Below are 25,603 nucleotides of genomic sequence, written 5' to 3' on the forward strand. Positions count from 1 at the left end.
CGCCACCCCCGCCCACCGCCGTTATCGCGTGGTCGCTCTGGCGACGACGACACCAGCAGCGGGCGCGGCGTTCACATTGGAAACGCCGTACCCAAACCGATAGAAAACGGCTGTAGTACTAAGCCAGTTCTCGTACGTCATCCAGTACCTTAGCGGCATCCTTGACGTCGATGTGTTCGTCCTGGATCAGGATTGGAAGAACGTCCGCCAACCGGGGAAGCGCCGTGATGCCATATTCCGCCAGCATCCGCTCGGCGGCTTCTCTCGCGGGGCCATATGACCATGGCCTGCCACTTTCCGGAAACCATTGCCGGTCACGGTAAGCATGCAACTTGGTTGTTGGCATGAGCCGCTTCACCTTGCCCTCAGCGATGCGCCACAGAGGCAGATAATCGCGGGAAAACAGAACCCGGCTGCCATCCTCCATGTCCATCCAGCCATATGGCAACCAAAGGCGCCGGGGTACGAAATCCGCCATCCGGGTGCGTGGGACAACCGCCTCGAACGTAGCGCATGCACCGTTGGAGGCGGAGTGGTCGATGAATCTTACCGCGCCCGTGGATCGGCGCCACCAATGGGGTTCGGTCTTGGAAAAGCCCTTGCTCTTGATCCGGAAGATCACGCCGGGATGCCGACCTTCCCTCCAAGGAATTGGCCCCGCCCGCCAACAAGCCGTTCTGATCACCTCGTGATCCTCATGGGTGAAAGCTCGATTTCCGGTAAGCCTCATGTCGGGTAACGCCGCCTGCACGTCGCCATCAAGCACATTCAGCGACGCCCCTAGGCTGCACACCAGGGCGATGGCCCGTTCCCGAAAGGCGCCTTCGGGCAAGTGCTCATCCAGGATGCTCGGCTCGGCGGCGGTATGGCTGATCTCAAGTTCGTGCCAGTCGCGGTAGCCGCAGGCCATGGCTATGGCCCGCTGAACACGAGACAGAGAAATCTCCGGGAGCGCCGCAGAAAGATGCTTTGCGGCCTTTTTCGGACGGGTGAGATTGGGGAAGAAAAAACGCATACCATTCTCCTTCTCGGCGCTGGAGAAAGGCGTGTCCACTAAGCCCTGAGCGCCGCAAAAGAGAGTGTCAGGATGGTGATAAGAACCTGCCCCGAAGGCTTTGCCAGTGTGGACGGCACGGCCGGTCAGCCGATGCCCAACAATACCAACGGGCGGTCATGGTTGCAATATCGACAAGGGGAGGAATTTATTGATCAAGGCGCTCTGGGTTTCCAGTACAGCAAACGTCGGGCGCATCATCATTGGCGTGGCCACCGGCATGGCAGGCGTCCTGCTCTGGCACACCACCGGTAAGCACGATGTCTCTGTCCCTCATGGCATATCGGCGAAATACTGCGTGGTTAGTCCAATGACTGCTGTCAGGAATCATCGCACATGTTCGGAACGACCGGGATGCTGCGCAGAGCGTATCGGCAGAGGCCAGATCACCGGTCGAGCCGCGTTATTTCTGCGCGTCCGCTTCGGAGCCGTTCATGAGCGGCCTCAACGTCTAAAATGGGTCAGAAGCCGCTGTGATTCCCTAACAGATCCTACAATATCGTAGGGTACGTGGCCGCTGTAGGCGGCTGTGCGGGCAGGCCCGCCCACCGGGCTCTCGTGAACCGAGCCACCAGTGGTGTCTCGGCCCTTCGGGCTTCGATCCCTGCCGCGGCCGCCGTTTCGGCCGGGAGTGAGGGCGAAGGGCCAGCGCGTCCTTCGGCATCGGTGCGTGGGGGCAGCCAGTCAGGCAGGGAACGACCACCCGATCATGCCGCCGAATCGCCGCCGAGGCCGGCGGCCTCGAAGGCCCGTCGAAGGCTGCCCGACGCGTAGCCGTGCGACGATCTCCCGCCGCTCTCGAAACGGCGCACCACCGACACGGACAAGGTCGCCTTCTCGGCCAGGGTGTCCTGGGACCATTGATGCTGGCTCTGGAAGGTTCGGCACTGTTCAGGCGCGCGTCCTATCTCCGCCGCTCTATCGAGGCGCAAGTCGGGTCGGTTCGTGCCCCTTCTGCCGGTATGGCCGCCGCAGTGTGCCGATGGTGGAGCGCCTGAGAGCGCCCAGCATGACCATCCCTCTCCGGGTCGAGCCCGCTGAGCCATCCGGCGTCTTCAACGGCCTGGAGTCCGGTGCGACCAGCGCGGCTTTGTCTGCTGGCGACTCTGGCGCCGGGGACGGCTGCCTCGGCAGCCCGACCTCGATCACGCAACCGGCGAACACCAACCGTCTTCCCCGCCGTGCTCGGCCAAGGCCGGCGCGCGGCTTCCTCGCGAAGCAAGACGCCCGGTTCCCGCCGGTCCTCCGCTGCGCTGCGGCCCCTGGGTGCGGGCCGGTCGCCCGGCGCCCTTTGATCGCCATCAAGGCCGCGATGGTCGCGACCGCACCCCATCAAGGAGATGACAGATGGCCCAGATCGGCAGCTTCACCCGCAGCGACGACGGTTCCTTCGCCGGCACGATCAAGACCCTCACCCTCAACATCAAGGCCCGCTTCGTTCCCATGGAGAAGGAGCACGACAAGTCCCCCGACCTGCGCGCGCTGTGCGGGCCGATCGAGATCGGCGCCGGCTGGCGGAAGGCCGCCAAGGACACCGGCCGGCCCTACCACTCGGTCAAGCTCGACGATCCCAGCTTCCCGGCCCCGATCTACGCCAGCCTGGTCGAAGTCGATGGCGGTTACGCGCTGATCTGGTTCCGCTGAGACGACACGCCGGTTGCAGCGCTCCATCCGGGGAGCTGCAACCGGCAGGTCAGTCCGTCCGGCCCATCATGGCGGCGGCGGTCCGACCTGCGGCGTCTCCGCTTTCCCGAACGTTCTATCTGCCTTTTCAGACCTCCCAGCCTACCATGCCGGATCGCCCCGCATCGAGGACGAGCGGTGCCCCCAAAATGCTGCGCATTTCGGTTCCCCCGCTCGCCGGCCGGCCGGTCGCCTGCGGCGATCCTCGACCCGGACCGGTCCGGCACCGTGCGAGCCCTCCCGTCTTCAAACACAGGAGGGACCGATGCTCACCATCGACCGGCAAATCCAGGAACTCCGCGTGGAACTGGCTGCTTGCTTCCTGACCCGTCGCGAGCGTGTCCAGGCCCGGCGGGAGCTGGACACCCTCCTCGCCCGGCAAGCGGACCAGGAAGGCGCTTTCGAGACCCTGGCCGACGACGACGCGGCGCCCGACTGAGGCGCTGTTTATCTGGATAACCGAATGGGTGCCATGGTTTCGGGGGGGGCTCCATCGACGGCCCATCACCGCGTTGAACGCGCACGGTGCCGGCCAATCCCTCCCTGTCCTAGGGAGGACGATCAACCGGCCCCTTCGGCAGCCGGAGCAACATCCGGCTCCAGCAACGTGCTTGGCGGCACACCCAGCGCGTCGGCCAGTTCCTCCAGCACCGTGATGGTCGGGTTGCGGGCGCCGCGCTCGATGCCGCTGATGTAGGTGCGGTGCAGCCCCGACTCGAAGGCGAGCTCCTCCTGCGACCAGCCGCGCGTGCGCCTGATCCGCTGAACGTTGAGCCCGACCTGCCTGCGGATGTCCATCCGGGCAGCTAGCCAGCGTGTAGCCTATTGGTCTACAGACTATGAGTAACATTTTCTTGAGAGCATGCGCGCGACGGTCCATGCTGCACAGCCGGCGCGCGAGAAAAGGCATGGTCGCATCCCGCAGCCGAAGGCGTGATGCAGGAGGGAGCTTCGTGAACGTCGTACCAGAGGTGAAGAGCAAGAGGCGCGGTCGCGCACAGAAGGCCGGGACCGGTCTGGACACGGTGGACACCCATGTGGGTGGACGGCTGCGGCTGCGCCGCACGCTGCTCGGCCTGTCGCAGACCGAGCTGGGCCGGCGGGTCGGCCTGACGTTCCAGCAAATCCAGAAGTACGAGCACGGCACCAACGGCGTCGCCGCATCGCGGCTCTGGCAGTTGGCGGACATACTCGACGTTCCGGTCAGCTTCTTCTTCGACGACATGCCGGACTCGGCGCCCCGTGCCTCCGAGCCGCCCGATCCCGAAACGCTGCCGATGGGGCGGCGGGAGACGCTGGAACTCGTGAAATGCTACTACCGGGTAAAGGACCCGCGCGTGCGCCGGGGGATCTTCGACTTGGTCAAGGCGACTGTGGGCGCCGTCGAGGGCGTGATCAAATGACGTCCGTCTCCTGCGGTCGATCCTTCTTGAACCGAACACCTTCGCCGCCGCCGTTCTCTGGGATGAATTCCACACCGGCAGCTTCCAGCGCCGCGCGAAGGGCGCGAAGGGTGCGGATATGGAGCCGTCGCTCAGACTCGCGCTCGAAGTCCGCGACGGTCTTCTCGCCGACCTCCGCGGCTTCCGCAAGCTGCTCCTGGCTCATGCGAACCAAGCCGCGCCCCGCCCGGCACTGCGCGGGAGTTATGACGTCTTTTCTGTCGTTAGGCATCTTTTCTGTTGACCTTATTGCAGTCAAACGGCAGAATATCAGTTACTCTGCTTCAAGCATAGGAGGTGGGCGTGTCTCCAAAGGCGCGAGCACCAAGGGCACGCCATGTGCCTCGCCGGACGAGCTTAGCTGCGGCAGCTCGCCTTTTAACGGTTGCCGTATCCGAGCAACAGGACACCGACCCGCTCATCCTGCTCTGGCAGGATTGGCGAGCGACCTTCGCCTCCTCGCAGCGGCTGTGCCGCGAAGCCCAGCGCCTGGAACGGGAACTGGCCGAGAAGATCGGCTTCCCCCGTGTTGAGATCCCCCTCGACGACCCGGAACGCCCTTCGGTGGTTGCCACGGACGCCCGCCAGATTGATCGGGTACTGGGGACGACGCCGGCCACACGGTCGTTGCGCCGGCGGCTGAAGCGCGACCTCGCCGCTTCACAGGCGCGCTGGGACGCCGAGGCGGCGGCGGTCGGCCTCACCAGCGCCGTTGAGCAGGAGGCTGCCGCAGACCGGCGGGTGGACGAACTGCTCAGGACCGCGTCCCGTACGCCCGCACGATCAATCCCCGGCGTCATCGCCAAGCTCGCCATCGCCACCGAATGGAGCGAGCTGGAGCCGGAGGCCGACGGCTATCCCTGGGATTTCATCCGCGGCGTTCTCGCCGATCTGACCGCGCTGACCGCAAAGGACGCGTAGAGCGGCTCCTGTCTCCTCCACGCCTTCGGCAAATGATCTACAAGAGAAAATCGGATAAGGTCCGCAATTATAGGAATCATGTTCGGGCGCGAAAGTCGGGATCCTTTGACGACCAACATACGAAGCCTCGTTGCCGCGCTGGTCGGATCGGCGGCTCCGTCACCATCATCGCTGTGAGCGCCACCACCAGCGTCGCGGTTGACGTACCGGTAGCGCAACCGGAGACGGCCGGTCAGCGGGCGATTCGCGGTTGAAGGTACCCCCTTCTTTCCGCCGGTATGGCCAAGCTGCCACTCAACCGCGTCTGCATTTGCAACCGTATGCCGAGGCATAGCACTTGGTGGTTCCTTTGCCGCAGAAAGCGCGAGCCGCAGGCGGAGTCATTCTTTATCATGCGAACCTCGACCAATCAAACACGGGGAAACGTTGCATGGGAGAGATCAACATTTCCCAAGATGAACGGGAGGCCCTCAAAGCGATCGACGCCAAGGAATTGGACAAGCTTGTCGAACGAGCGGTCCAAGAGGAACGGTTGGATGATCTGTACCGTCTTCCCCTCACAGGGTGTGGGCCGTACGTCGCAGCACAACTCCACGCCTTCGAGCAGGCGCTAGCGGAGCACAGGCGTTTCAAAGCGCCACGAAAGCTTGCCGAGACCGGGGATCGCCTCCGACGCGCGGGCCGTGATCTATCCGACGCCGTGAGGGGGATGAAACGCCGGATGGAGACGGAAGAGAAGGAAGCACAGCTCTTCTACGTCGATGATCGGATCAGCCCGCCCTTCCAACTAAGCAAGCACTTAAACGTCAGAGTGAGCTATCGGTGGCGTCGGACCGTTGATGACCAATGGACGTACGGCAGCATAACATTCTCCCATGACGTCGATCTGCGTCCCGATTACACCCTGCCGCTCCCCAAGAAAAAATTGAGTCCCGCGAAGCAAAGGCGGGCGATGGAAAGCACGTTGTATCGAACATGGGAGCACCTGATGAGCTTGGCGCTTTACTCGGTTAGAGATTATTTCAGGCAGGGAGGAGATGGGGATAAAATTCCAGAAACTTTTCAGGCAAAGCCCGATTCCTATACGCAGGGGCTGAACAATCACAGCGCCGATTTTTGGCGCCAAAAGCCTTAAGCGCCTTCGCGTGTTCGAATAACAAACACGGATGATGCTGATTTCAGGCACCGCCCGAGCCAAACCGATGAACCGAGACGCTGAGCGTGCGGGGTGTTTCTGATGAGTGGTGAAACTTTCTGCCCATAAGGCACCTCCGCCGCTTTTCGGCGCACCGGGCTCTGGGGGCGGATCGCCCCCGAGCCGCGGGCGGCGCGTCTCGGCTCATGCGGGTGACGATCTCAGGTGCGGTCTACGGACCGGTGCCTTCGGCATCGCGGACTCCCGGTTCAGAGCCGTGGTCGGTTCATCACGCTTCGCTAAAGAATAGGCTGAAAGTTTAGCTAAACCCCACCAGATGTGGCGCAGGCAAGTACCTATTATAAGGAATCTAGAGACACGGCGGCGCTGTGATATCCGATGCGCAACGCCGTCGTTCCGGACCTACGGATTTCCGGCAAGCTGCGCGAGGTAGGGGTGGTTGGGAGGAAGCTCCAGGAGATCACGGGGAAGCACCGAGAGGGCCGCCGCCAGACGGCCGACGATGACGACCGTCGCCTTGTGCTCAGCCCGCTCGATGGTGCCGAGATAGCTGCGGTCCATGCCGGCACGGTGCGCCAACTCCTCCTGCGTGATGCCCTTGGCGTGGCGCAGGCGGCGGACGTTCCAGGCCAGGATCTCGGGCATGTCCTCCATCCGCAGGATGGAGCCGGATTGCGGGGTAAGTCTCCACGGGATAGATCTCCCATTCGGAGCGGACGGGATGGTATCATGGGGCGTGGCCGTGCGACCGGCCCGGACCGCATCCACATATGATGGTATGAAAAAACACAGTCGCTTCAGAGCGAGACCACACAAAGGGAGGAGACCAAGCCGATGACGTCGCCTCAGCTTGAACCGCCGGTTGCCGACGCGCCGCCCCATTCGGAGAGCCTGACCGACTACGACCGCCTGCACCTCGTGACCTACCTGCGCCTGCTCGATGCTGAGGCGGACGGGGCCGACCCGGACGAGGTCGCCCGCATCGTGCTGCGCATCGACCCCGCCCGCGAGCCCGAGCGCGCCCGGCACGCCCACGCCACGCATCTGGCGCGAGCGCAGTGGATGACCCGGGTCGGGTACCGGCACCTCCTCCTGCAGGGCATGCACTGATTCGTAATGCCTGATTTCCGGAAATCCGCCGTTCCGCGGTCCCGAATCTACGGAGTCCGCGGAAGTACGCCATTCTTGCCCCCGTTGTACGCCGTCAGCGTCGTCGCAATTTCAGGGTAGGTGCTCACCTTCGATTCGGGCGCAACCTGACGCTGCGCACGGGTGGCAAGGTCATGACGGCAAAGAACGATTGGCGCGCATCTAATTCATACCAGTACGCCTTATCCGTGCCTGTTTCCTGCTGGGCGTGGGAATTTCTGCGCCGCAACGGGGATTATCAAGCGGATGCAACCGCTGCACAGCAGCAGGGCCAGCCGTCCTCCCAGGACGGAACCGGCCACTGGGGGTTGCACTGTCCTGGAGGATCCGGACAAGACGGGGGCTGAGACGCTGGTGTTCTGGCGGCCCGAGGTGCTGCCGGCCCTGGTCCGGCTGTCGCCGGCTCCCAGGCCCTGCACCGGGCCGGGCGCCTGCGTCGATCCCTGGTGGGGGGCGTCGCGCCAAGCCGTTTTCGACACCGGAGACGGCTTCCACATCGCGCTCGCCGACGGGCCGCGCGAACGGCGCTTCTGGATCGAGGGCAAACGCCTTCCCAAACGCGGCACGCCGCTGCGGGCGCTGGTCGCGCTGGAGGGTGACCTGGACGCCCAAGTCGCGGCGCTCCGCCGGTTCCACGACGCAGTGACGAACCCGGTTGCGCCCCCAGACCTGACGCCGTACCAGACCCGCATGCTGATGCGCATCCTCCAAGCGCTCGACGCCCACCTCGACGGAGCCAGCGCGCGGAAGACGGCCGAGGCGCTGTTCGGTGCCGAGCGCGTCAAGGCCGACTGGTATCGGAACACCCCCTTGCGCGACCAAGTCCGCTATCTGATCCGTCGCGGGCGCCAACTGATGGACGGCGGCTATCGCGATCTGTTGCGGCGGATGTCATTGTAGATCTAATGCTCGGACACAGACAGAAGGCACATGCGATCTGCCCTCGCAGACCTGATGTGTCTGAACTGTCCCTATACCTTTTGGATGTGCCTGATTGCTAACACCAACATCAGGTTGGAGCTGACACTCTGGCAAGTCGAGCAACTTTCAGCTCCAACTCTCCGATCAGGTCTTTTATCCAGTCCCCAGCTGGCTTTCTGCGGCGCTTCCGATCTAAAGCTGCTTCTGAAGTCAGATATTGATTGATGTCCTCATCCCCTTCAGGTCCTCCACCGATATGCGCAGAATCGAAGAATGGCATCAATGGTTCGTCTTTGAAAATAGCACAACCCCGAAGGCCGTATGTGTCTATAACTTGGGTCATTCCGGCGTCGAATGTAAGAAAAGCTGGGTAAAAATACCGGGCACCATTTTCTGGAGTGCTAGTCAGCATACCTTCGCAATTGCGAATGTGCCATATATCCCATGCCATATTGCGTAGTTTTTCGAAAATATTCGGATTGCCTGATTGAATTGCTGAAAAGAACATGAACTTATTACCATTTTCAAAAAGTGCGCGCGCCATAACTGTTTCGCGAGACCATAATGTTGCCAATTCATCATGCTGGAATTTGAAAAGCCTTTTCATCTTATGCGATGCAGTGTGTCCTTTTCCGCCCAGTTGGATCTGGGTTACCTTCAATAAAAAGCAATAGCATAAATGATATCGCATAGAATCAAATAATTCATCATAATTTTCTTCCATATCATGGATGGCTTGTTCCGCAATATATTCTAGTTCATCATTGCTTTTGCCCGAAATAATAACCCCTGTTCTTTGAAAAAGCCCATAATCTATGTCCGATAGGGCCTTGAACGCTTTCATGGTAGCAACCACGTGCTCGCGTGAATTCTTATTTTGAAGCAAGCGGAAGTTCTCAAAGAGGTAAGGAAAAATATCTACGTTCACATCTGGGTTTGCGATAATAACCAAAGCCTTCCTAAAGGATTCCGGAACAGCTTTCCCGTCTTCGTAGTAATCTCTGAGATAACTTGCCGCTTGCGCATCCAAGCTGATTGAATAATCACATGCGATAGGACGCCCCGCTCTCATGTCAGCATCTGTATATTCATCAAGCATGAGAATGTTTGGCGAGCGGAACACGCTCCGAATAACGCCTGTGTCTGCGATCGATTGATCAAGGGTATGCACCGGCGCGGCGCCGTGGCTTGCGGCCAACAGGAACCGCCACCCAGACAGCACGGGCTGCATCGCTTGAAAGCGCAAATAAGCTTCGTAGTTGGTTGATGCACTGAGAACGTACTGTGCGGCTTGCCTGCCTACTGTTTCCAGCATCTCAATCGCCACCACTATGTTCAACTCACCTCTGCGATCTGGCGTTGATACCCGTCGCAATGCAAGCACGGAAATGTCGCACATGCCATGGCTTTGAGCTCTAGCAATGAGGTCGCTCCATTCTCGTGCTCAATCACCTGCCCACACAGAATTTCTGACCGTCCCAGTTTGGAATCGGCGCCAAGCGCCCCTCATAGTGCATTTCCGGACATCCGGAAATCCGCCGATCTGTACTCGTTGGTGATCAGTCAGCAAGAATGTTGCAGAAATTACCACCCCCGCACCTCCTTGATAAATCTAATGCCTTGATTTTCGCGGCATTGTCACGTTAGCCGCTTGGGGACCCGCCCCCGCAAGGTCTTTCCCCTCCCTGACCACGCTTCCGCTCCGCCACCGTGCTCCACGACGCGCTGCCCTGTCCCATGGGCACCCGCAGTACAAGGAGACGGACGAATGGACGACAAGACCGGCGGCCTTCCCCCACGCTTCCTGCGCACCCCCGAGGCGGCCCGCTTCCTCGGCCTGTCCACCCGGACGATGGAGAAGCACCGCCTCTACGGCACCGGCCCGCGCTACCGCAAGATCGGCGGCCGGGTGGTCTACGCTGTCGAGGATCTGAAGACCTGGGCCGACCAGGGCCTGCGCACCTCCACCTCCGATCCGGGCACCGGTACCGTGCGCCCGGCCCGGCCAGCACGCCGTTAGGCCGTGCCATGGACGGGGTCTTCCGCGACGGCGACCGGCAGATGCAGTTCGACCTGTTCGTGGCGCTGCCCGGCGACATGGCGGTGCGCGACCAGCAGGACCTGATGGCGCACCCGTTCTTCTCGCTCGCCAAGTCGAAGCGCACCGAGCCCATCGACTACGCTGCGGGCGACGTGCGCATCCGCGTCGAGGGCACCGCCGAGCACGGCCTCGCCACCATCTGGGACGCCGACGTGCTGATCTGGGCGGCCAGCCAGCTCGTCGAGGCGCGCGATGCGGGCCTGCGCACCGCGCGCCTGCTCAGCGCGACGCCGCACCAGATCCTCACCTTCACCGGCCGCGGCACCTCCCTGCGCGACTACCAGCGCCTGCGCGCCGCGCTCGACCGGCTCCAGGCGACCACGGTGGTCACCAACCTGCGCCAGCCCGACCTGCGGCGCCGGCACCGCTTCTCCTGGGTCAACGAGTGGAAGGAGCGCGCCGACGCCTCAGGCCGGCCGCTGGGGCTGGAACTGATCCTGCCGGACTGGTTCTACCAGGGCGTCCTCGCCGACGCCTTCGTGCTCACCATCGGGCGGGAGTACTTCGGCCTCACCGGCGGCATCGAGCGCTGGCTGTACCGTCTGGCTCGGAAGCACGCCGGCCGCCAATCCGACGGCTGGGCCTTCGACTTCCGCCACCTGCACGCCAAGTCGGGCAGCCTCGCCCGCTTCGCCAACTTCGCCATCGACCTGCGCACCGTCGCCCGGCGCCAGCGGCTGCCGGGCTACCGGCTGGCCGTCGAGCGCCAGCCGGATGGCAGCGAACGGCTGCGCTTCGTGCCGCGCGGCCCGGCCGAGGCGCCGCTGACGGCGGCCAAAGTTATCCACAGACACGGGGGATAAACCGGTGACACCGCTCGTGCTATCGGGTGTGCAAACGCTCGTGCCATCGGGTGCACGGCACTCGTGCTATCGGGTGCACGGACACCCTCCAAGCCCTTGGTACACAGGGCCGATTCGCGCCCTTAACATATCTAACGTAGACTCTAACGAGTCTTTGTTGATGAGGCAGCGGAATCATGGGGACGGGCGGTATGCCGTCCGATTTCGGGGAGCGGCGTCATGATCGTGGCGCTGCTTAACCAGAAGGGCGGCGTCGGCAAGACGACGCTCGCCACCCACCTCGCCGCCGAGCTGGCGCGCCCAAACCACCGGGTCCTGCTGATCGACGCCGATCCCCAGGGTTCCGCGCTGGACTGGTCGGTGCAGCGCGACCGCGGGGGGCTGCCCCGGCTGTTCGCCATGACCGGGCTGGCCCGCGAGACGCTGCACCGCGAGGTGCCGGAACTGGCCCGCGGCTATGAGCACGTCGTCATCGACGGGCCGCCGCGCGTCACCGGCCTCGTCCGTTCGGCGCTGCTGGCCGCCGACCTCGTCCTCATCCCGGTGCAGCCGAGCCCCTACGACGCCTGGGCCTCGGCGGAGCTGCTGCGCCTGCTCGATGACGCCCGCGGCTGGAAGCCCGGCCTGGAGGCGCGCTTCGTCCTCAACCGCTGCATCGCCCGCACGCTGCTGCTGCGCGACGCCCGCCGGGAACTCGCCGGCACGCTGCCGCCGGCTCTGAAGACGACGGTGGGGCAGCGCGTCGTCTTCGCCCGCTGCGCCCGCGCCGGCCGGCTGGCGGGCGAGGAGGCGCCCGGATCGCTGGCCGCCCGCGAGATGGTGGCGCTCGCCGCCGAAGTGCTGGGGACGGCGGGATGAGCGGCGGGCGGATCGGCTTCGGGGCGCGTCCCGGCACTCCCGACACCTGGGTGCGCCACGGCGACGGGCCGGCCACTCCCAAGGCGGACCTCTACACCGCGCGGCTCACGGTGGACGTCACGCCCGAACTGCGCGGCCGCATCCGAATAGCCGCCTTCCGCCGGGGTGTGACCATGGCCGTGCTGCTGCGCGAGCTGCTGGACGGAGCCTTTCCCGAGGAGGGCACATCATGATCGTGGCCCTTGTGAATCAGGCCCGTGGCGCCGGGCGGACGACGCTGGCCGTCCATCTCGCCGGCGAGCTGGCGCTACAGGGCAAGCGGGTGGCGCTGCTCGACACCGGCCAGCGCTCCGGTGCCCTGGAGTGGGCCGACTGCCGGCGGCGCAATGGGCTGCCGGCGCTGTTCGAGACCATCGGCATCGCCAGCCCGGACCTGCGCTGCGGCGTCTGGGGCCTGCACGCCCGTTTCGACCACGTGATCATCGACACCCCGGCGGCGTCCACTCCAGCCCTGCGTGCGGCGCTGCTGGCGGCGGATACCGTGCTGGTGCCGACGCATCCCGAACGGGACGCCGTGGGGCGCTGCGCCGCCACCATGCAGTTGGTGGTCGAGGCGCTGGCGGTCGAGCCGGCCCTGACGGCGTCGGTGGTCCTGACGCATGCCCCTGCTGGCCTGGAGGTCGAGCCGGGCACCGAGATGACCGTCTGCGGCCTGCGCCTGCCCGTGGCCGCCGCGGTGGTGGGCGAACGGATGAGTTTCGCCATGAGCCGGGGCACCGGGCTGCTGGTGCAGGAGATCGACTTCGTCGGGCCGGCCGAGGTCGATGTCCGGCGGCTGGTCGATGAGGTGTTCGGCCGCGGCCGGGCGGGGAAACCGGACTGAGCGAGGCGGTTCCGGGACCGGGCGTGGCGTGGCGTGGCGTAGGAACGGCGGCAAAGACAGGCGCCTGGCAGCCACCGGAAAGAATAGGCAGCGGCTGCTTGGGAAGTAAGAAGGGCCATTCAGCAAGATAAAAGAGCGTCTACAGCGTCGTTTCGTCCCATTCCAGATCAACAGCTTATCTGTATTCCAGAGATGTTTGGGAATGCAGGCGCATTCAACGCGCTAATCCTCTTAACTCATCCGAGACGTTGAGAAAGAGCGGCGCGCGGCTCAACGATGATCATGCCGGACTTGCGTCCGGTGATCTGTGGGGTGGAGCATGGGAAAGCGGTTCGGCCTGTTCGGCGGCATCCTCGACGACGACGGCTTCAAGGCGCGGATGAAGGCGCTGGCCGACCGCGGCCGCCGCCTCGCCCGCGCCTACACCCGTCGGCCGATGCAGAAGGTCCGCGTCAAGGGCGCGCCGCCGCAGGCCGGCCCCCACGCCCGCCCGGTGATGGTCAAGGTGCTCTACCACGACCGCGCCCGCGGGGCCTACCCGAACACCGTCTCGGCGCTGGCCAACTACCTCGCCAAGGAGGGGCCGCTGTTCGACCGCGAGCGGCTGGGCATCGACACCGCCGGGATCGTGGACGCCTGGTCGGCCGACCGCCGGGTGTTCCACCTCATCGTCAGCCCGAACGACGGGCACCGCATCGACGACATGGTGTCCTACGGCCGCGACGTCGTCGCCGCCTGGGAGCGCCGGGTCGGCCCGCTGGAGTGGGTGGCCTCGGTCGAGCGCAAGCCCGACATGGCCCACGCGCAAGGCAACCAGCACCTGCACATCATGGTGCGCGGCGTCCAGAACGACCGCGACCTCCACCTCGACCCGGACGTCGTCTCGCGCTGGCTGCGTCATGACGCCGTCGAGGTGACCACCGACCGCCTCGGCTACATGACCGAGCGTGAGCGCCGCGATTTCGAGCGCCAGCTCGTCGAGATGCAGCGCCTGCGCGAGCAGCTGCGCGGCCGCGAGGCCGGGCGCGACGACCTCCACGATCTGGGAGGGCGCGAGCTGTGACCGCTTCCATCCGCCGCGGCGCAATCCTGCTGCTGGTCTGGCTTACCGCCGTCTTCGCCATCACCGAGCTGACCGGCTGGCTGTTCGCCTGGCCGGCCGTCTTCGGCGGGTGGCGCGTCGGCCTCATCGCCCTGTACGGACCCGGCCAGTTTCTCGGCTGGCGCGGGCTGCTGGCCCCCGGCCACCGCTGGATCGTCGATGGTGCTACGGTGATGTCGGGCCTCTGCGCGCTGGCGCTGGGTATCCGGGTCGTCCTCGACCTGCGGGGCACCCGTCGGCCGGGCTTCGGCACTGGCCGCTGGGCCGACCGCGCCGCCGTGCGCCGCAGCGGCCTGCTGGGAGGGGGACGGCGATGACCGACCGCTCCTCCATCATCCTCGGCGCCTACGGCCGCGACCTGCTGCACGAGCGCACCATGCAGCCGGTCCTCGTCATCGGCCCGACCGGCTCGGGCAAGACCACCACGGCCGTGCACCCGACGCTGCTGGCGGCCTGGGACGAGAGCGCGGTGGTCTGGGACTTCAAGGGCTCGGTCACCGAGGACACCAGCCGCGCCCGCACCCGCTTCGGCGACGTCATCGTGCTCGACCTCGCCCGGCCGGGCGGCTCCCGCTACAACCCGCTGATGGCGGTGCGGCCGGAGCCGTACCTCGTCCCCGACTGCCAGCACGCCGCCCGCGTCCTCACCGAGGGCGAGCAGGAGGGGCACTGGCGCAACGCCGCCTTCTCCTATCTGACCGGCGTCTTCGTCTACCTGCTGACCGCGGCGACGGATTCCGAGAAGTCGCTGGCCGGTGCGCGCCGGCACATCCTGCTTGGCGACGATGGGCTGACGCTGATGCTGGCCGAGGGTGTCCACCCGACCGCCCAGCGCGCCGCCCAGGAGCTGTGGGACAAGAGCCTGGCGCTGGCCGAGGAGCGCGGCAACGGCGAGGGCGAGGGAAAGGGGCGGCCGGGTGGCGGCTCCGCTCCCCCCGACAAGAGCCTGCACTACCGCAAGTCGGTCTACGTCACCGCCTCGGTGCTGCTCGCCGAGTTCGAGGACTCCGTCCTGGAGGCGCAGACCGCCGCCAGCGACTTCTCGATTGCCGACCTCGTGGCCGGCGAACGGCCGGTCACCCTCTACATCGTCGCCCGCCCGCTCGACGCCCGCCGCCTGCGCCGGGTGTTCAAGCTGATCCTAACGCAGATGGTGGACTTCCTCACCATCGACCGCGATCGCGCCGACGACGGCCGGGCGCGGCGCTGGCGGCTGCTGGTCGTGCTCGACGAGTTCCTCCAGTTCCACCTGCGCGAGGCGGCGGAGTGGATCAAGTACGTCCGCGAGTACGGCATCCGCCTGCTGCTGCTGGCGCAGAGCCTGTGGGAGGTCGAGGAGGAGTACGGCCGCGGCCTCACCGCCAATTGCCGGCTGGTGGTCTTCCGTCCCAACTCCTCGGACGAGGCCGAGCGGGTCAGCCGCATGGTCGGCGAGGCCATCGAGGAGGTGCCGACCCGCTCGACCTCCAAAGGGCTGCTCGACCTCTTCCCCACCGTCAGCCGTGGCGTGCGGGTGGACCGCCGGCCGGTGATGCCGATGCACGAGGCGCTGGAGATGGGCGGGGACGACCTGATCGTCTTCGGCTACGGCAAGCCCATCCGCGCCGTCCGCCTGCACCCCTACGCCGATCCGCGCTGGCGCCCGCTCTACGGCCGCGCCGCGGCGGCCTGGACGCCCAATCCGGACGCCAACCGCTGGTTCGGCACCGCCGACCCGGCCCCCGAGGGCGATGCGCCCGCGGCGCCCCGGCGTCCCAAACCCCCGAGGCTCTGGACATGACGGACACCCCCGACACCACCGCCACCCGCCCGGTGTCCGCCCGCGTGCCGGTGCTGCTGGCCGACCAGATCGCCCTGGTGCAGACCCGCCAGGGGCTGCGCACGCTGAGCGACGCGGTGATCCACGTGCTCGACAAGGGGCTCGATGCCATCGCCAACGAGCGGGCCAAGACCGAGCGGCTGGAGGCCACCGTCGCCCGCATCGACGACCTGCTGATCACCGTGGTCGCCGTGCTCAACCTCGTGCACGACCTCGACCCGGCGGACGTGGCCGCGACCAAGGCGGCGATCCTGGAACAGCTCGGCCATCCCCGCCGCACGGTGCCCAGCGTGCGCGACGGCTTCCACCCGAAGGAGGCCGGGGCATGAATGGGCTGGTGGTGATCGACGAGCCGGCGCGCCGCGAGATGCTGCTGCTGGCCCTGCGCCGGCTGATGGACGGGCTGTTCGGCGACCTGCTGTCCCGCGAGGACGTCGCCAACGTCCTGGTGCTGCCGCCGCTGCGCGGGCAGGGCACCTGTCGGGTGCTGGTCAAGAACGGCCCGTCGCCGGAGTTCGTGCGCGACGCCGATCCCGATCAGGTCCGTCGTTTCCTCGCCTACGTCGCCGGCTTCCAGCGCAAGGAGCTGCGCCGCGACCGGCCGACCCTCGACGTCACCCTGCCGGAGACCGGCGAGCGCATCCACGCCGACATCGAGCCGGTGACCACCGGCCCGGCCTGCTCGATCCGCAAGCCCTACCGCGGCCGCATCACGCTCGACGACTGGGTGCTGTCCGGCGCCGCGACAACACTCCAGGCGCGTCTGATCCGCCGCCTGATCGACGGGCGCCGCACGGTGGTGATCGCCGGCGACGTGGACACCGGCAAGACCACGCTGCTGCGCGCTTGCCTGGAGGAGCCCGCCTTCCGCACCGGGCTGCCGGCGGTGTTGCAGGACCCCTACGAGTTCGAGCCGCCGTGCCCGCACGCCTACGCCATGGTCGCCGACCCCTGGGCCGACCCGCCGGTGACCCTGGAGACGCTGGTCGCCAACGCGCTCCGCGTGCCGATGACGCATCTGGTGCTGGGCGAGGTGCGCCGGGCCGAGGCGCGGCAGATGGTGGTCGGCTGGACCACCGGGCATCCGGGGCTGTGCACCGTGCACGCCGGCTCGGCCTGGGACGCGCTCGACCGCATCGCCCAGATGGTGGGCCTCGGCGGCATCGCCATGGACGCCCTGCAGATGCGCTGGATCGCCAAGGCCGTGCACGCGGTGGTGCACCTCGCCCGCGACGGCACGGGCAAGCGCTTCATCAACGAGATCGTCCGGGTCGAGCGCTTCGACCCGGACCGCGGCTTCGTCCTTCGCCCGCTGGGGGCGGGGGAGCTTGACGGTGGAGGTGACGATGCGACGCAACGGTAACGCACGCCGGGGGCTGGCCCTGGCGCTGGTGCTGGCGTGGACGGCGCGGCCGGCGCACGCCCAGGTGATCGCCAACCTCGGCGCCGAGCTGCTGTCCTGGCAGGCGGTGTTCGACGCCAACTTCGTGCCGATCGCCGTCACCGCCGGTCTGCTGCTGGCGCTGGTCGCGGCGATGTTCTCCCGCATCGCCGGCGTGGTTGTGTTCGTCTTCACCGTGGCCGGCGCCGCCGCCTACGGGGCGCGCGACGCCATCGTCGCGCTGGCTGGGGTGTGACCATGCAGGCCCCGCCGCTGCCCGAGGGATGGGAGAAGCCGGTGCGCCGCACCTCAGTGCGGCCGACCAAGATGCCGCTTGGCGTGCCGATGGAGCTGCTGGCCATCGCCGTCTGGCTGGCCGCGGAGCTGTGGCTGGCGCTGGGCGCCATCCCCCAGGCGGTGGCGGGGTTCCTGCTGGTCTTCCTGACGGCGCGGTACCTGACGCGCCGCGATCCCTGGTGGCTGGAGATCGTCCGCCAGAACGCCTCGGCCTGGCTGCTGCGGGCGCTGCGCACCCGCGGCCGGTCGCTGTCCCTCTCATCCTACCGCGCCCCGAGGTGAGGCATGCTCGACCTGACCGCCTTCGACGACGGCTTCGATTCCCTGTCCCGGCATCTGCCCTGGGATTGCTTCGTCTGGCCCGGCGTGGTGCTGCTGGAGGAGGACGGCGCGCTGATGGCCGTGGTCGAGTACGGCGGGCGCGACCAGGACGGCCAGGACCCGGCCGAGCGGATGCAGACGGCGCTCGCCGCCGGCAACGTGCTGTTCCCCTTCACCGGCGGCTGGACCTTCCATTTCGAGATGCAGCGCCGTTCCGTTGCCGGCTATCCCCGCAGCACGGGTGCGCACCCGGTCTCCGAGCTGATCGACCGGGAACGGCGCGACCGCCTCGACGACGCCGGCCAGCAGCTCCGGACGCGCACCTTCGTGGCGATCACCTACACGCCGTCGCGGCCGGCCACGCGCACGGTGGCGTCCTGGTTCACCCGCAACCCGCCCGAGCGTGCCCGGCCGGATGTCATGCGCGACCATGTCGAGCCGTTCCGTCAATTGGTGCTCCAGTTCGCCTCCCTGCTCGGCCGGGCGGTGGGGTGGGCGCGCATGCTCGACGATGATGGCGTGCAGACCCTGTTGCACAACTGCGTCTCGCCCCTGTACCAGCGCCACGTCACTGCCCCCGACATCCCCGGCTTTCCGATCAAGGCCAACCTCGTGGACGTCGGCTTCAAGCCCGGCTCCTTCCCGGCCTGGAGCAACGGCGGGGCCGAATGGCCGGTCCGCATGATCGGCATCGGCGGCTATCCCAAGGTCAGCCATCCCGGTCTGCTCAACGTGCTGGACACGCTGCCGTTCGAGTTCCGCTGGTCGGTGCGCTTCGAGGCCATGGACCACGTGCAGGCGCGCGGCGTCTTCGCCGCGCTGTGGCGCAAGCACGACGACACCTCCTACGACTGGCGCTCCGTTCTGCTGCGCGCCGTCGGTGGTTACGCCGACCTGCGCCACGATCCGGTCGGCGTCATGGAGGCGCTGGAGGCCGAGGCGGCACGCCTGGAGGCCGAGCAGGCCGGCACCAGTTCGGGCTGGATGACTCCCACCGCCGTGCTGTGGGGCCGTTCGATCGAGGAGGTGGAGGAACGCCGCGACGAGCTGGTCAAGGCGCTGCGCACGCTGGGCTTCACCGTGATCGAGGAGACCTGGGGGGCCGAGCGGGCGTGGTACGGCACGCTGCCCGGCCATGTGCGGCCCAACCCGCGCAAGGTGCCGCTGACCCAGGTCCAGCTCGCCGACTTCCTGATCCTGTCGTCGGCCTGGGGCGGGCCGGAGCGCAACCCGCACCTCAAATGCGATCCCCTCATGCAGTTGGAGGCCGAGGGAGGCACGCCGCTGATGCTCGACATCCACCAGGGCCAGGACGGGGCGGCGCTGGTGATCGGCCCGCCGCGCACCGGCAAGTCCACCGTGCTCGCTTTCATGGGGCACCAGTTCCTCGCCCGCGTGCCCAGTGCCCGCGTCGTGTGGATCGACGTCGACGCCACGGAGAGCACCAGCCTCGTCGCCACCTGGGCGGCCAGCGGCGAGTTCCTCTCCATGGGCTCCGGCGACGGGGCGCTCGGCGACCTCGCCTTGCAGCCGCTGGCCGACGTGGACACCCCCAACGGCTTCGCCTGGGGCCACGGCTTCGTCATGGACCTGCTGCGCCTCCAGGGCGTGCTGGCGCCGGGCAACCTGTCGGCGGCCGAGGCCGGCGACGCGGTGGACGCCGCCCTGCACCTGCTGGCCGTCTCGCCGCCGTCCGAACGCACGCTGTCGCACCTCGCCCATCTGGTGCAGGACAACATCGTCCGCATCGCGCTGGAACCCTACTGCCGCGGCGGTCCCTACGGCGACCTCGTCGATGCGGCGGAGGATCGTTTCCTCGGCTCCGCCTGGACCACGGTGGACATCGGCGCGATGATCGACCGCGGCCCCGGTGCCGCCCCGGTGATCAAGGCGCTGTTCCGCCGCTTCTACCGGCTGTTCGAGGACGGCCGGCCGACGCTGTTCCTGGTGGACGAGGCGTTCAAGGCGCTGAAGCACCAGCCGGCCGAGCTGGACGAACTGCGCCGGCGCGGGCCGAAGAAGAACGTCGCCCTGGTGCTGGCCACCCACCAGCTCGACGACATCGAGGGTTCGGCCATCGCAGCGATGCTGAAGACCATCCAGGTCCTGGTGCTGCTCGCCGACCCCAACGCCGCCAAGCGGAGCATTCTGCGCGACTGGGGGCTGAACGCCACCCAGGCCGCACAGGTCGCCCGCGCCATGCCGCGCCGCGACGTCTTCTTCAAGACCCCCGAGGGCAGCCGGCTCGGCCAGCTCACCCTCGACCCCGCCGCCCTGGCGGTCTGCGGCTGCGGCGGGGCCGCCCACAAGCGCCGCGCCTTCGAACTGAGGACCGAGGCCGGGCCGCAGCGCTTCGCCGCGGCATGGCTGCGCCGTCACGGCCTGGCCGAGGCCGCCGACACCCTGGAGACACCCCATGAAGGAGACACCCCATGAGGACCAGCACCCTGCGCGCCGCGACCGCGGCGGTCGCTCTCACGGTCGGCCTGACCGCCGGCCCGCCTCCGGCCCATGCCTTTCTGGGCGGGCTGCTCAACAGCTTCTTCGGCGGTGGCGGCGGAGGAGGCTGCTTTTCCGAGGAGGGCGACGGGCTGTTCGGCACCGCGCTTTCGGTCGTCGCCGGCTACGTCACCGGCGGAGCCGCCGGAGCCGTCATGGGGGCCGCATCCGGCATGACGGGGAGCGGCGGCTCCCAGGCGCCCGGTTGCCCGATCGTGGAGAGCCGGCCGCGCATCGTCGAGGAGATGGTGCAGCGCCAGGAAGTCGAGATCATCGCCCAGACCGCGCACATGCTCACCCAGATCGACAACATGATCCGCATGCGCCGCCTCGCCGACCTCGACACCCGCGTCGAAGTGGCCGTCCGGCTCGGCGACGCCCGCCGCGCGGCCGGTCTGGTGGACCGGGTGCTGTGGAGCCTGGACGGGGTTGGCCAGCAGTTCGCCGACCTCTACCCCGACGCCTTGCCCGAGGGGATGAGCGCCGCGGCCCTGGCGGAGCACCAGGCCGAGCAGGCGCGGCTGGCGCGCGACGCCAGCCGGGCCAGCAAGCTGGTCTCGGCCGACGTCATGACCGGGATCGAGGATTACCCGGCCCGCGCCCGGGCGCTGATGGCGGCGCTGAAGGACTGCGACGGCCAGACCTGCGCCATCGACGCCGGCACCCAGGCCACGCTGCTGAACGCCGAGGTCGCCGGCCAGCTCCTGATGATGCAGGCGGCCCACCACCGGGCGGCGGAAGCCCAGCTCGACTATGAGCAGGCCGCCGTCGAACGCGCCCGCCAGCACACGCGCATCAACTGGCAGGGCCTCGACACCTACGGCGCGCCCGGGAGCTGAGTCATGGGACTCCGGCACATTCTCCTCGCCCTCGGCGCGATGCTGTTCGTCAGCATCATCGGCGCCGTGGCCCTGGTGCTGTACGTCCGCTCCGACCACGGGGCGTCCGCCCTGGAGCGGTTGGAGCGCAGCAACCCGGCTTGGAAGGGCATCGGCATCTACACCGCACCGGAAAGGTGACCGTCATGGACGTCAGCGCCCTGTCGGTCGTCCTGCACCAGCTCACCGCCGCCGTCGTCACCGGCCTCGGCCTTCTCGGGCCGGACGTGCGGACGGCGCTGCGCCTGCTGATGATGCTCTCCTACACGCTGGCGCTGCTGCTCTGGCTGTTCGAGGGCAAGGCGGCGGTGCACGGCCCCTTCCTGCGCATGCTGCTGAAGTTCGCCGCCATCGGCGCCCTGGTCGAGTGGTTCCCCGCCGGCTCGGCGGCGCTGATGCAGGCCGCCGCCCAGCAGGGGCTCAACCTCGTGCCGGGCGGCGGCTTCGCCCTCGACGACCCCGGCTACATCGCCCACCTCGGCATCCAGGCGGTGATCCCGCTGATGCAGCGCGTCAAGGAGATGCTCGGACCGGTCGATTTCTTCCTGAACTTCGTCGAGATCGTCATCTTCCTGCTGGCCGCATTGGTGGTGATCGTCAGTTTCTGCATCCTGGCCATCCAGGTGTTTCTCGCCTTCCTGGAATACCGGCTGCTGTCGCTGGCCGCCTACCTTGCCATTCCCTTCGCCGTGCTCGGCCCCACCAGCTTCGTGGCCGAGCGCGCCATCGGCTACATCGCCGCCACCGCGCTGAAGCTGCTGGTGCTCGGCTGCGTCATCGCGATGTGCAGCGCGACGCTGCTGGCGCTGACCTTCGCCGGCACGCCGACGCTGGCCCAGGCGTTCGGGGTGGCGGTGCTGGCCGCGGCCATCTTCGTGCTGGCGATCAAGGCGCCGCGCGCCGCCGCCGGCCTGGTCAATGGCGGTCCGGTGATGGACGGTATGACGGCGCTGGCCGCCCTGTGGACCGCCGGCTGGCTCGGCATGCGCACCATGGCTGGTGCTGCGGCCGCCACCACCGGGGCGTCCGGCAGCCTCGCCGTCGGCGCCTCGACGGTGTGGAGCGGCCTGCGTCATGTCACGACGGGTGCAACCGCGTCCGTCGGCAGCATCGGCGGGACCGGGGGCGGCGCTGGTGGCGGGACCGGCGGTAGTTCCGCCAGCGCCTCGGCCGGGCGCCGCTACCCGGCCGGCCGCTTCGGCGGTTCCTGGGCCTCGGCTCCGCGCGGCAGCGGCTGGGAGAAGCCGATGACCGACGCCCAGCGCGGCGAACTCGACCGCCTCGCCGCTGGCCGCACCGTCGATCCCAATCTCACCCGTGGGCAGGCCAGCCGGCTCATCGAACGCTGGGGCGGCGAAGAGTCGTGGCTGCGCCGCTCCGCTTCCAACGCCACCGAACGGCCGCAGGACCCGCCGGGCAAGACGCCCGGAATGGATCGCCGCGCCGACGACAAGGAGACCGACCCGTCATGAAGGAGCGCGTCGTCAACGTCTACGATCCGCCGCCGGCGGCCGTACCCGACAGCGCCAAATACCTCGCCGCCATGACCTACCGCGCCAGCCGCGAGGCCAAGGCGCTGCGGCTGAAGCGCTGGACCTTCGCCCTGGCCGTGCTCGGCCTGTCCTGGGGCTCGCTGATGACCTGGGACAACCTGCGCATCGCCGCCCAGCTGGTGGAGATCGCCCGGTACAAGCCGGTCTACCGCGTCGAGCAGGCGATGGATGGCCAGCAGCGCCTCGTGCTGCTGGACAACACCATCACCGTGTCCAAGGGCGCCCGGATCAACGCCGTCCAGTGGTTCGTGCGCTGGCAGCGCCAGATCGGCACCGACCCGGTGATGCTGGCCAAGGACCGCGCCGCCGCCCGCGCCCGGCTGGCCGGCGGCGCCGAGCGCAAGTGGGACGCCCTGCTGGCGGCCGACCTCGACCCGGCCGAAGGCTGGACCCGCGACGTTGCCGACGTCCGCGTTCAAGAGCGCGAGGCCGACCCGAAGACCGGCACCTCGGCCTTCTACGTGGTGTGGACGGAGACGGTGTACCGGGACTTCAAGCCGCGCGCGAAGATGCTGATGAGCGCCGCCGTGGTCACCGTGGACGGCCCGTCGCGTGAGGGCGCGCTCGACGGCGTGTCGATCTCCGGCTTCTCCGAGCCCAGCGGCACGCCGCTGAAGGCCGAGACGAAGGAGCCGGTCAAAGCCCACCCCATTCCCCCGTCCGAAACGATGGAGCCCCAGCCATGAGACTCTCGGTTTCCCTGCTGGCGCTGCCGCTGCTGGCCGCCTGCGCCACCGAGCCGTCCTCGGTGCCGGCCGCCGGCCCCGCCACTCCACAGCGCCCCTACACCCTGGCCGACCTGCACATCCCGCCGACGGCGATGGAGCGGGAGCCGAAGGAAAAGGCGGGGCCGCGGCCATCGAGGGCGCAGACCCGCAGTTGGGTTGGACAGGCCAACGAGGCCGCCCTCGACCTGCCGACACTGACCTGCTTCAAGGGCAAGAGCTGCGAGTACTGGTACCAGCCCGACCTGCAATACCTCGTCTACATGGCCGAGGGGAACCAGACGCTGGTCTGCCTGAAGCCCGGCGAGGTGGTGCGCGACATTGTCGCCCCCGGCGCCCAGGTGTGGATTCCCCACAGCCCCTACAGCTTCGGCAAGGGGCCGCAGCGCACCGAGTGCATCGCCTTCATGCCGCGCCGCGCCGGCCTCAACCAGCAGATCTCCCTCTTCACCAGCGAGCGCAAGTACGACCTCAACGTCGAGACCCACAGGCGCACCCACCACGTCGAAGTGCGCTGGCGCTACCCCGAGGACTACCTCGCCACCCTGAACGGTCAGGCCGTCCTTCCCAGCGCCGCCGGCGACCGGCGCGACCGCACCACCGAATTGGCCTACCGCGACCGCCGCTGCACCTACACGCTCGACGGCGACACGCCGGAGTGGCGGCCGGTGCCGACCCCCGACGGCCAGCCGCCGGTGTGCGACGACGGCGAGGTGACGATCATCAACTTTACCCCTGGCGCGCTCGGCGCCTATGGGGCGCCGATCCTCTGGCGCATCGGCGCCGACGGCACACGCATCCCCATCCAGTACGGCCGGATGAACGCCACCTACCGCGTCGCCGGCATCCACGACCACCTGCTGCTGGCGATCGGCGCGCAGGAGGTGCACATCCGGAGGACCCGCCCGTGACATCGGCCAACGACACCCCGCCGCTGCCGCCCGATCCTCTGGCCCGCCACCGGGTGGTGACCTCCGGTCCGCACGTCGTCCGCATCCTGCTGGTGGCGGCCGTCGTGATCGGGCTCGGCCTGGCCGCCTACATGCTGGGCCGCAGCCAGGGGGCAGGGGGCCTGCCGAAACTGTCTGCCGCCCTCGGCCCGACGCAGCCGGAACCGCGGCTGCCCAGCTACGAGGACATGGCGCCCAAACCAGCGCCGGCACCGGCACCCCGCATCGAAAGGAAGGAACCGCCCCCTCCACCGCCTCGGCCGCAGGCCAAGACTGTCCCGAAGGAGGACGACCTGCGCAAGAGGGCGATGGAGGCCGGCGTCGGCGGCTGGAGCCGCAAGGAGGATACGGGTGCCGTGACCGTGGCCCAGGCCGGAACGTCGGACTTCGCCGCCGCCGGGTCTGACTGCCTCGTGCCGCCGGGAACGCCGATCCCCTTGCTGACGGTGAACCGGGTGGTGACCGAGCGCGGCGGGATCGTCACGGCGCGCGTGACGCAGGACGTCTGGGACGCCGGCTTCTCCTGCTTGGCGGTGCCCGCCGGCTCGGTGGTGACGCTGGATATCGGCGCCAACGTCGCCAAGGGGCAGAAGCGCATCGAGGTGACCAACCCGGTGATCACGCGACCCTGGCCGCGCAACGACACGGTGCGCCTCAAAGCGGTCGGAGCGGATGCCACCGGTGCGGCGGGGCTGGCCGGGTCGGTGCAGGTGCCATGGGTCCAGACCGGGCTGCTGATCGCTGCCAGCACGGCGGTGGATGTCGCGGCGGCGGCGCTGACCGGCGGTGGCAGCCTGATCGGCGGCATCCTCGGGCACAGCATCGACCGCCCCCTCGACAAGGCCGCCAAGGAGTTGCTCGACCGGGCGCCGGTGGTCACGCTGGACGCCGGCGAACCTGTGATGCTTTTGTTGCGCAGCGGGCTCAACGCCGACAGTTTCGAGCGAGCCCGTTGAAGCGGGCCCGGCCGAAGCCTTTCGTCGGCCCGGCCCGTTGCTGCCTGGGAGGGCACATGATCCAGATTACGGCGGAGCAACGGCTTCAAAGCCATCGGACAAGGCCTGCCCCTTCGCGTTGATCGAGGCCAACGCAGCCGGTATTTGCTGC

Annotated in this window: 32 protein-coding genes; 27 read left to right on the forward strand and 5 right to left on the reverse strand. The window is 67.6% G+C overall.

The genetic code is table 11. From position 1 onward, the window contains the following. Positions 1-118: 118 nt before the first annotated feature. A complete protein-coding gene (locus ACSVDD_RS18585; RefSeq protein WP_448190877.1) occupies positions 119-1,015 on the reverse strand; it encodes a hypothetical protein in 897 nt (298 codons plus the stop codon). Between the two features lie 1,386 nt (positions 1,016-2,401). Here ACSVDD_RS18585 and ACSVDD_RS18590 point away from each other — a divergent pair. Then, the gene (locus ACSVDD_RS18590) at positions 2,402-2,698 is read left to right on the forward strand and encodes a DUF736 domain-containing protein (protein ID WP_448190878.1); all 297 of its coding nucleotides are present in this window, start codon (positions 2,402-2,404) and stop codon (positions 2,696-2,698) included. A 304-nt stretch (positions 2,699-3,002) separates the two neighbouring features. Beyond that, positions 3,003-3,176 carry a hypothetical protein gene (locus tag ACSVDD_RS18595; RefSeq protein WP_448190879.1) on the forward strand — a complete coding sequence of 58 codons (174 nt, stop codon included), beginning with the start codon at positions 3,003-3,005 and terminating at the stop codon, positions 3,174-3,176. 122 nt (positions 3,177-3,298) lie between these two features. Here ACSVDD_RS18595 and ACSVDD_RS18600 read toward each other — a convergent pair whose 3' ends face one another. Further along, positions 3,299-3,535, reverse strand: a complete 237-nt coding sequence (locus ACSVDD_RS18600; RefSeq protein ID WP_448190880.1) for a helix-turn-helix domain-containing protein — start codon at positions 3,533-3,535, stop codon at positions 3,299-3,301. A 155-nt stretch (positions 3,536-3,690) separates the two neighbouring features. On the opposite strand from ACSVDD_RS18600, the gene ACSVDD_RS18605 reads away from it, so the two are divergent. Next, positions 3,691-4,140, forward strand: coding sequence for a helix-turn-helix domain-containing protein (locus ACSVDD_RS18605; protein WP_448190881.1), 450 nt, complete (start codon positions 3,691-3,693; stop codon positions 4,138-4,140). On the opposite strand, the gene ACSVDD_RS18610 is transcribed toward ACSVDD_RS18605, so the two are convergent. After that, positions 4,133-4,345, reverse strand: coding sequence for an XRE family transcriptional regulator (locus ACSVDD_RS18610; RefSeq protein ID WP_233474968.1), 213 nt, complete (start codon positions 4,343-4,345; stop codon positions 4,133-4,135). The two genes, ACSVDD_RS18605 and ACSVDD_RS18610, sit on opposite strands and share 8 nt — an antisense overlap. Before the next feature lie 173 nt (positions 4,346-4,518). Here ACSVDD_RS18610 and ACSVDD_RS18615 point away from each other — a divergent pair, with 173 nt between their 5' ends. Both ACSVDD_RS18615 and ACSVDD_RS18620 read left to right on the forward strand, forming a co-directional pair. Further along, entirely contained in the window at positions 4,519-5,100 is a 582-nt protein-coding gene (locus ACSVDD_RS18615; protein ID WP_448190882.1) for a hypothetical protein, read from the forward strand. A gap of 430 nt (positions 5,101-5,530) precedes the next feature. Beyond that, positions 5,531-6,235 (forward strand): hypothetical protein, encoded by a 705-nt coding sequence (locus tag ACSVDD_RS18620; protein WP_448190883.1) that lies wholly within the window; start codon positions 5,531-5,533, stop codon positions 6,233-6,235. A 423-nt stretch (positions 6,236-6,658) separates the two neighbouring features. On the opposite strand, the gene ACSVDD_RS18625 is transcribed toward ACSVDD_RS18620, so the two are convergent. Further along, positions 6,659-6,901, reverse strand: coding sequence for a helix-turn-helix transcriptional regulator (locus ACSVDD_RS18625; RefSeq protein WP_448190884.1), 243 nt, complete (start codon positions 6,899-6,901; stop codon positions 6,659-6,661). Positions 6,902-7,090: 189 nt separating this feature from the next. On the opposite strand from ACSVDD_RS18625, the gene ACSVDD_RS18630 reads away from it, so the two are divergent. The 3 genes from ACSVDD_RS18630 (at position 7,091) to ACSVDD_RS18640 (ending at position 8,305) form a co-directional block, all read left to right on the forward strand. Further along, complete coding sequence (locus tag ACSVDD_RS18630) at positions 7,091-7,366, forward strand: DNA -binding domain-containing protein (protein ID WP_448190885.1); 276 nt, start codon at positions 7,091-7,093, stop codon at positions 7,364-7,366. A gap of 173 nt (positions 7,367-7,539) precedes the next feature. After that, positions 7,540-7,752, forward strand: a complete 213-nt coding sequence (locus ACSVDD_RS18635; RefSeq protein WP_448190886.1) for a transcriptional regulator domain-containing protein — start codon at positions 7,540-7,542, stop codon at positions 7,750-7,752. Positions 7,753-7,759: 7 nt separating this feature from the next. Beyond that, positions 7,760-8,305 (forward strand): DUF2285 domain-containing protein, encoded by a 546-nt coding sequence (locus ACSVDD_RS18640; RefSeq protein ID WP_448190887.1) that lies wholly within the window; start codon positions 7,760-7,762, stop codon positions 8,303-8,305. Positions 8,306-8,414: 109 nt separating this feature from the next. On the opposite strand, the gene ACSVDD_RS18645 is transcribed toward ACSVDD_RS18640, so the two are convergent. After that, entirely contained in the window at positions 8,415-9,725 is a 1,311-nt protein-coding gene (locus ACSVDD_RS18645) for a hypothetical protein (protein WP_448190888.1), read from the reverse strand. A gap of 369 nt (positions 9,726-10,094) precedes the next feature. On the opposite strand from ACSVDD_RS18645, the gene ACSVDD_RS18650 reads away from it, so the two are divergent. The 19 genes from ACSVDD_RS18650 (at position 10,095) to ACSVDD_RS18740 (ending at position 25,452) form a co-directional block, all read left to right on the forward strand. After that, the gene (locus tag ACSVDD_RS18650; protein WP_448190889.1) at positions 10,095-10,346 is read left to right on the forward strand and encodes a helix-turn-helix transcriptional regulator; all 252 of its coding nucleotides are present in this window, start codon (positions 10,095-10,097) and stop codon (positions 10,344-10,346) included. Between the two features lie 8 nt (positions 10,347-10,354). Further along, positions 10,355-11,230 carry a replication initiator protein A gene (locus ACSVDD_RS18655; RefSeq protein ID WP_448190890.1) on the forward strand — a complete coding sequence of 292 codons (876 nt, stop codon included), beginning with the start codon at positions 10,355-10,357 and terminating at the stop codon, positions 11,228-11,230. A 219-nt stretch (positions 11,231-11,449) separates the two neighbouring features. After that, the gene (parA, locus tag ACSVDD_RS18660) at positions 11,450-12,088 is read left to right on the forward strand and encodes a ParA family partition ATPase (protein ID WP_448190891.1); all 639 of its coding nucleotides are present in this window, start codon (positions 11,450-11,452) and stop codon (positions 12,086-12,088) included. After that, positions 12,085-12,321 (forward strand): chromosome partitioning protein ParB, encoded by a 237-nt coding sequence (locus ACSVDD_RS18665; RefSeq protein ID WP_448190892.1) that lies wholly within the window; start codon positions 12,085-12,087, stop codon positions 12,319-12,321. Before parA ends, ACSVDD_RS18665 begins: the two co-directional genes overlap by 4 nt. Then, complete coding sequence (locus ACSVDD_RS18670) at positions 12,318-12,971, forward strand: division plane positioning ATPase MipZ (protein ID WP_448190893.1); 654 nt, start codon at positions 12,318-12,320, stop codon at positions 12,969-12,971. The genes ACSVDD_RS18665 and ACSVDD_RS18670 overlap by 4 nt, the downstream gene beginning before the upstream one ends. Before the next feature lie 319 nt (positions 12,972-13,290). Further along, positions 13,291-14,034, forward strand: coding sequence for a hypothetical protein (locus tag ACSVDD_RS18675; RefSeq protein WP_448190894.1), 744 nt, complete (start codon positions 13,291-13,293; stop codon positions 14,032-14,034). Then, on the forward strand, positions 14,031-14,390 hold the full coding sequence (locus tag ACSVDD_RS18680) for a hypothetical protein (protein WP_448190895.1): 360 nt from the start codon (positions 14,031-14,033) through the stop codon (positions 14,388-14,390). The genes ACSVDD_RS18675 and ACSVDD_RS18680 overlap by 4 nt, the downstream gene beginning before the upstream one ends. Continuing rightward, positions 14,387-15,853, forward strand: a complete 1,467-nt coding sequence (locus ACSVDD_RS18685) for a type IV secretory system conjugative DNA transfer family protein (protein WP_448190896.1) — start codon at positions 14,387-14,389, stop codon at positions 15,851-15,853. Before ACSVDD_RS18680 ends, ACSVDD_RS18685 begins: the two co-directional genes overlap by 4 nt. Then, complete coding sequence (locus ACSVDD_RS18690; protein ID WP_448190897.1) at positions 15,850-16,221, forward strand: hypothetical protein; 372 nt, start codon at positions 15,850-15,852, stop codon at positions 16,219-16,221. Before ACSVDD_RS18685 ends, ACSVDD_RS18690 begins: the two co-directional genes overlap by 4 nt. Next, positions 16,218-17,255 carry an ATPase, T2SS/T4P/T4SS family gene (locus ACSVDD_RS18695; protein ID WP_448190898.1) on the forward strand — a complete coding sequence of 346 codons (1,038 nt, stop codon included), beginning with the start codon at positions 16,218-16,220 and terminating at the stop codon, positions 17,253-17,255. The genes ACSVDD_RS18690 and ACSVDD_RS18695 overlap by 4 nt, the downstream gene beginning before the upstream one ends. Beyond that, the gene (locus tag ACSVDD_RS18700) at positions 17,239-17,529 is read left to right on the forward strand and encodes a hypothetical protein (protein WP_448190899.1); all 291 of its coding nucleotides are present in this window, start codon (positions 17,239-17,241) and stop codon (positions 17,527-17,529) included. The genes ACSVDD_RS18695 and ACSVDD_RS18700 overlap by 17 nt, the downstream gene beginning before the upstream one ends. Before the next feature lie 2 nt (positions 17,530-17,531). Then, positions 17,532-17,852, forward strand: a complete 321-nt coding sequence (locus ACSVDD_RS18705; RefSeq protein ID WP_448190900.1) for a hypothetical protein — start codon at positions 17,532-17,534, stop codon at positions 17,850-17,852. A 3-nt stretch (positions 17,853-17,855) separates the two neighbouring features. Then, the gene (locus ACSVDD_RS18710) at positions 17,856-20,327 is read left to right on the forward strand and encodes a conjugal transfer protein TrbE (RefSeq protein WP_448190901.1); all 2,472 of its coding nucleotides are present in this window, start codon (positions 17,856-17,858) and stop codon (positions 20,325-20,327) included. Then, positions 20,324-21,229 (forward strand): hypothetical protein, encoded by a 906-nt coding sequence (locus ACSVDD_RS18715; protein ID WP_448190902.1) that lies wholly within the window; start codon positions 20,324-20,326, stop codon positions 21,227-21,229. Before ACSVDD_RS18710 ends, ACSVDD_RS18715 begins: the two co-directional genes overlap by 4 nt. A 3-nt stretch (positions 21,230-21,232) precedes the next feature. Then, positions 21,233-21,409, forward strand: coding sequence for a hypothetical protein (locus ACSVDD_RS18720; protein ID WP_448190903.1), 177 nt, complete (start codon positions 21,233-21,235; stop codon positions 21,407-21,409). Positions 21,410-21,414: 5 nt separating this feature from the next. After that, on the forward strand, positions 21,415-22,740 hold the full coding sequence (locus ACSVDD_RS18725) for a type IV secretion system protein (RefSeq protein WP_448190904.1): 1,326 nt from the start codon (positions 21,415-21,417) through the stop codon (positions 22,738-22,740). After that, complete coding sequence (locus tag ACSVDD_RS18730; RefSeq protein ID WP_448190905.1) at positions 22,737-23,507, forward strand: hypothetical protein; 771 nt, start codon at positions 22,737-22,739, stop codon at positions 23,505-23,507. Before ACSVDD_RS18725 ends, ACSVDD_RS18730 begins: the two co-directional genes overlap by 4 nt. After that, on the forward strand, positions 23,504-24,457 hold the full coding sequence (locus ACSVDD_RS18735; RefSeq protein ID WP_448190906.1) for a TrbG/VirB9 family P-type conjugative transfer protein: 954 nt from the start codon (positions 23,504-23,506) through the stop codon (positions 24,455-24,457). The genes ACSVDD_RS18730 and ACSVDD_RS18735 overlap by 4 nt, the downstream gene beginning before the upstream one ends. After that, a complete protein-coding gene (locus ACSVDD_RS18740) occupies positions 24,454-25,452 on the forward strand; it encodes a TrbI/VirB10 family protein (RefSeq protein ID WP_448190907.1) in 999 nt (332 codons plus the stop codon). Before ACSVDD_RS18735 ends, ACSVDD_RS18740 begins: the two co-directional genes overlap by 4 nt. The last annotated feature ends 151 nt before the right edge of the window (positions 25,453-25,603 follow it).

It is taken from the genome of Azospirillum terrae, assembly GCF_053470425.1.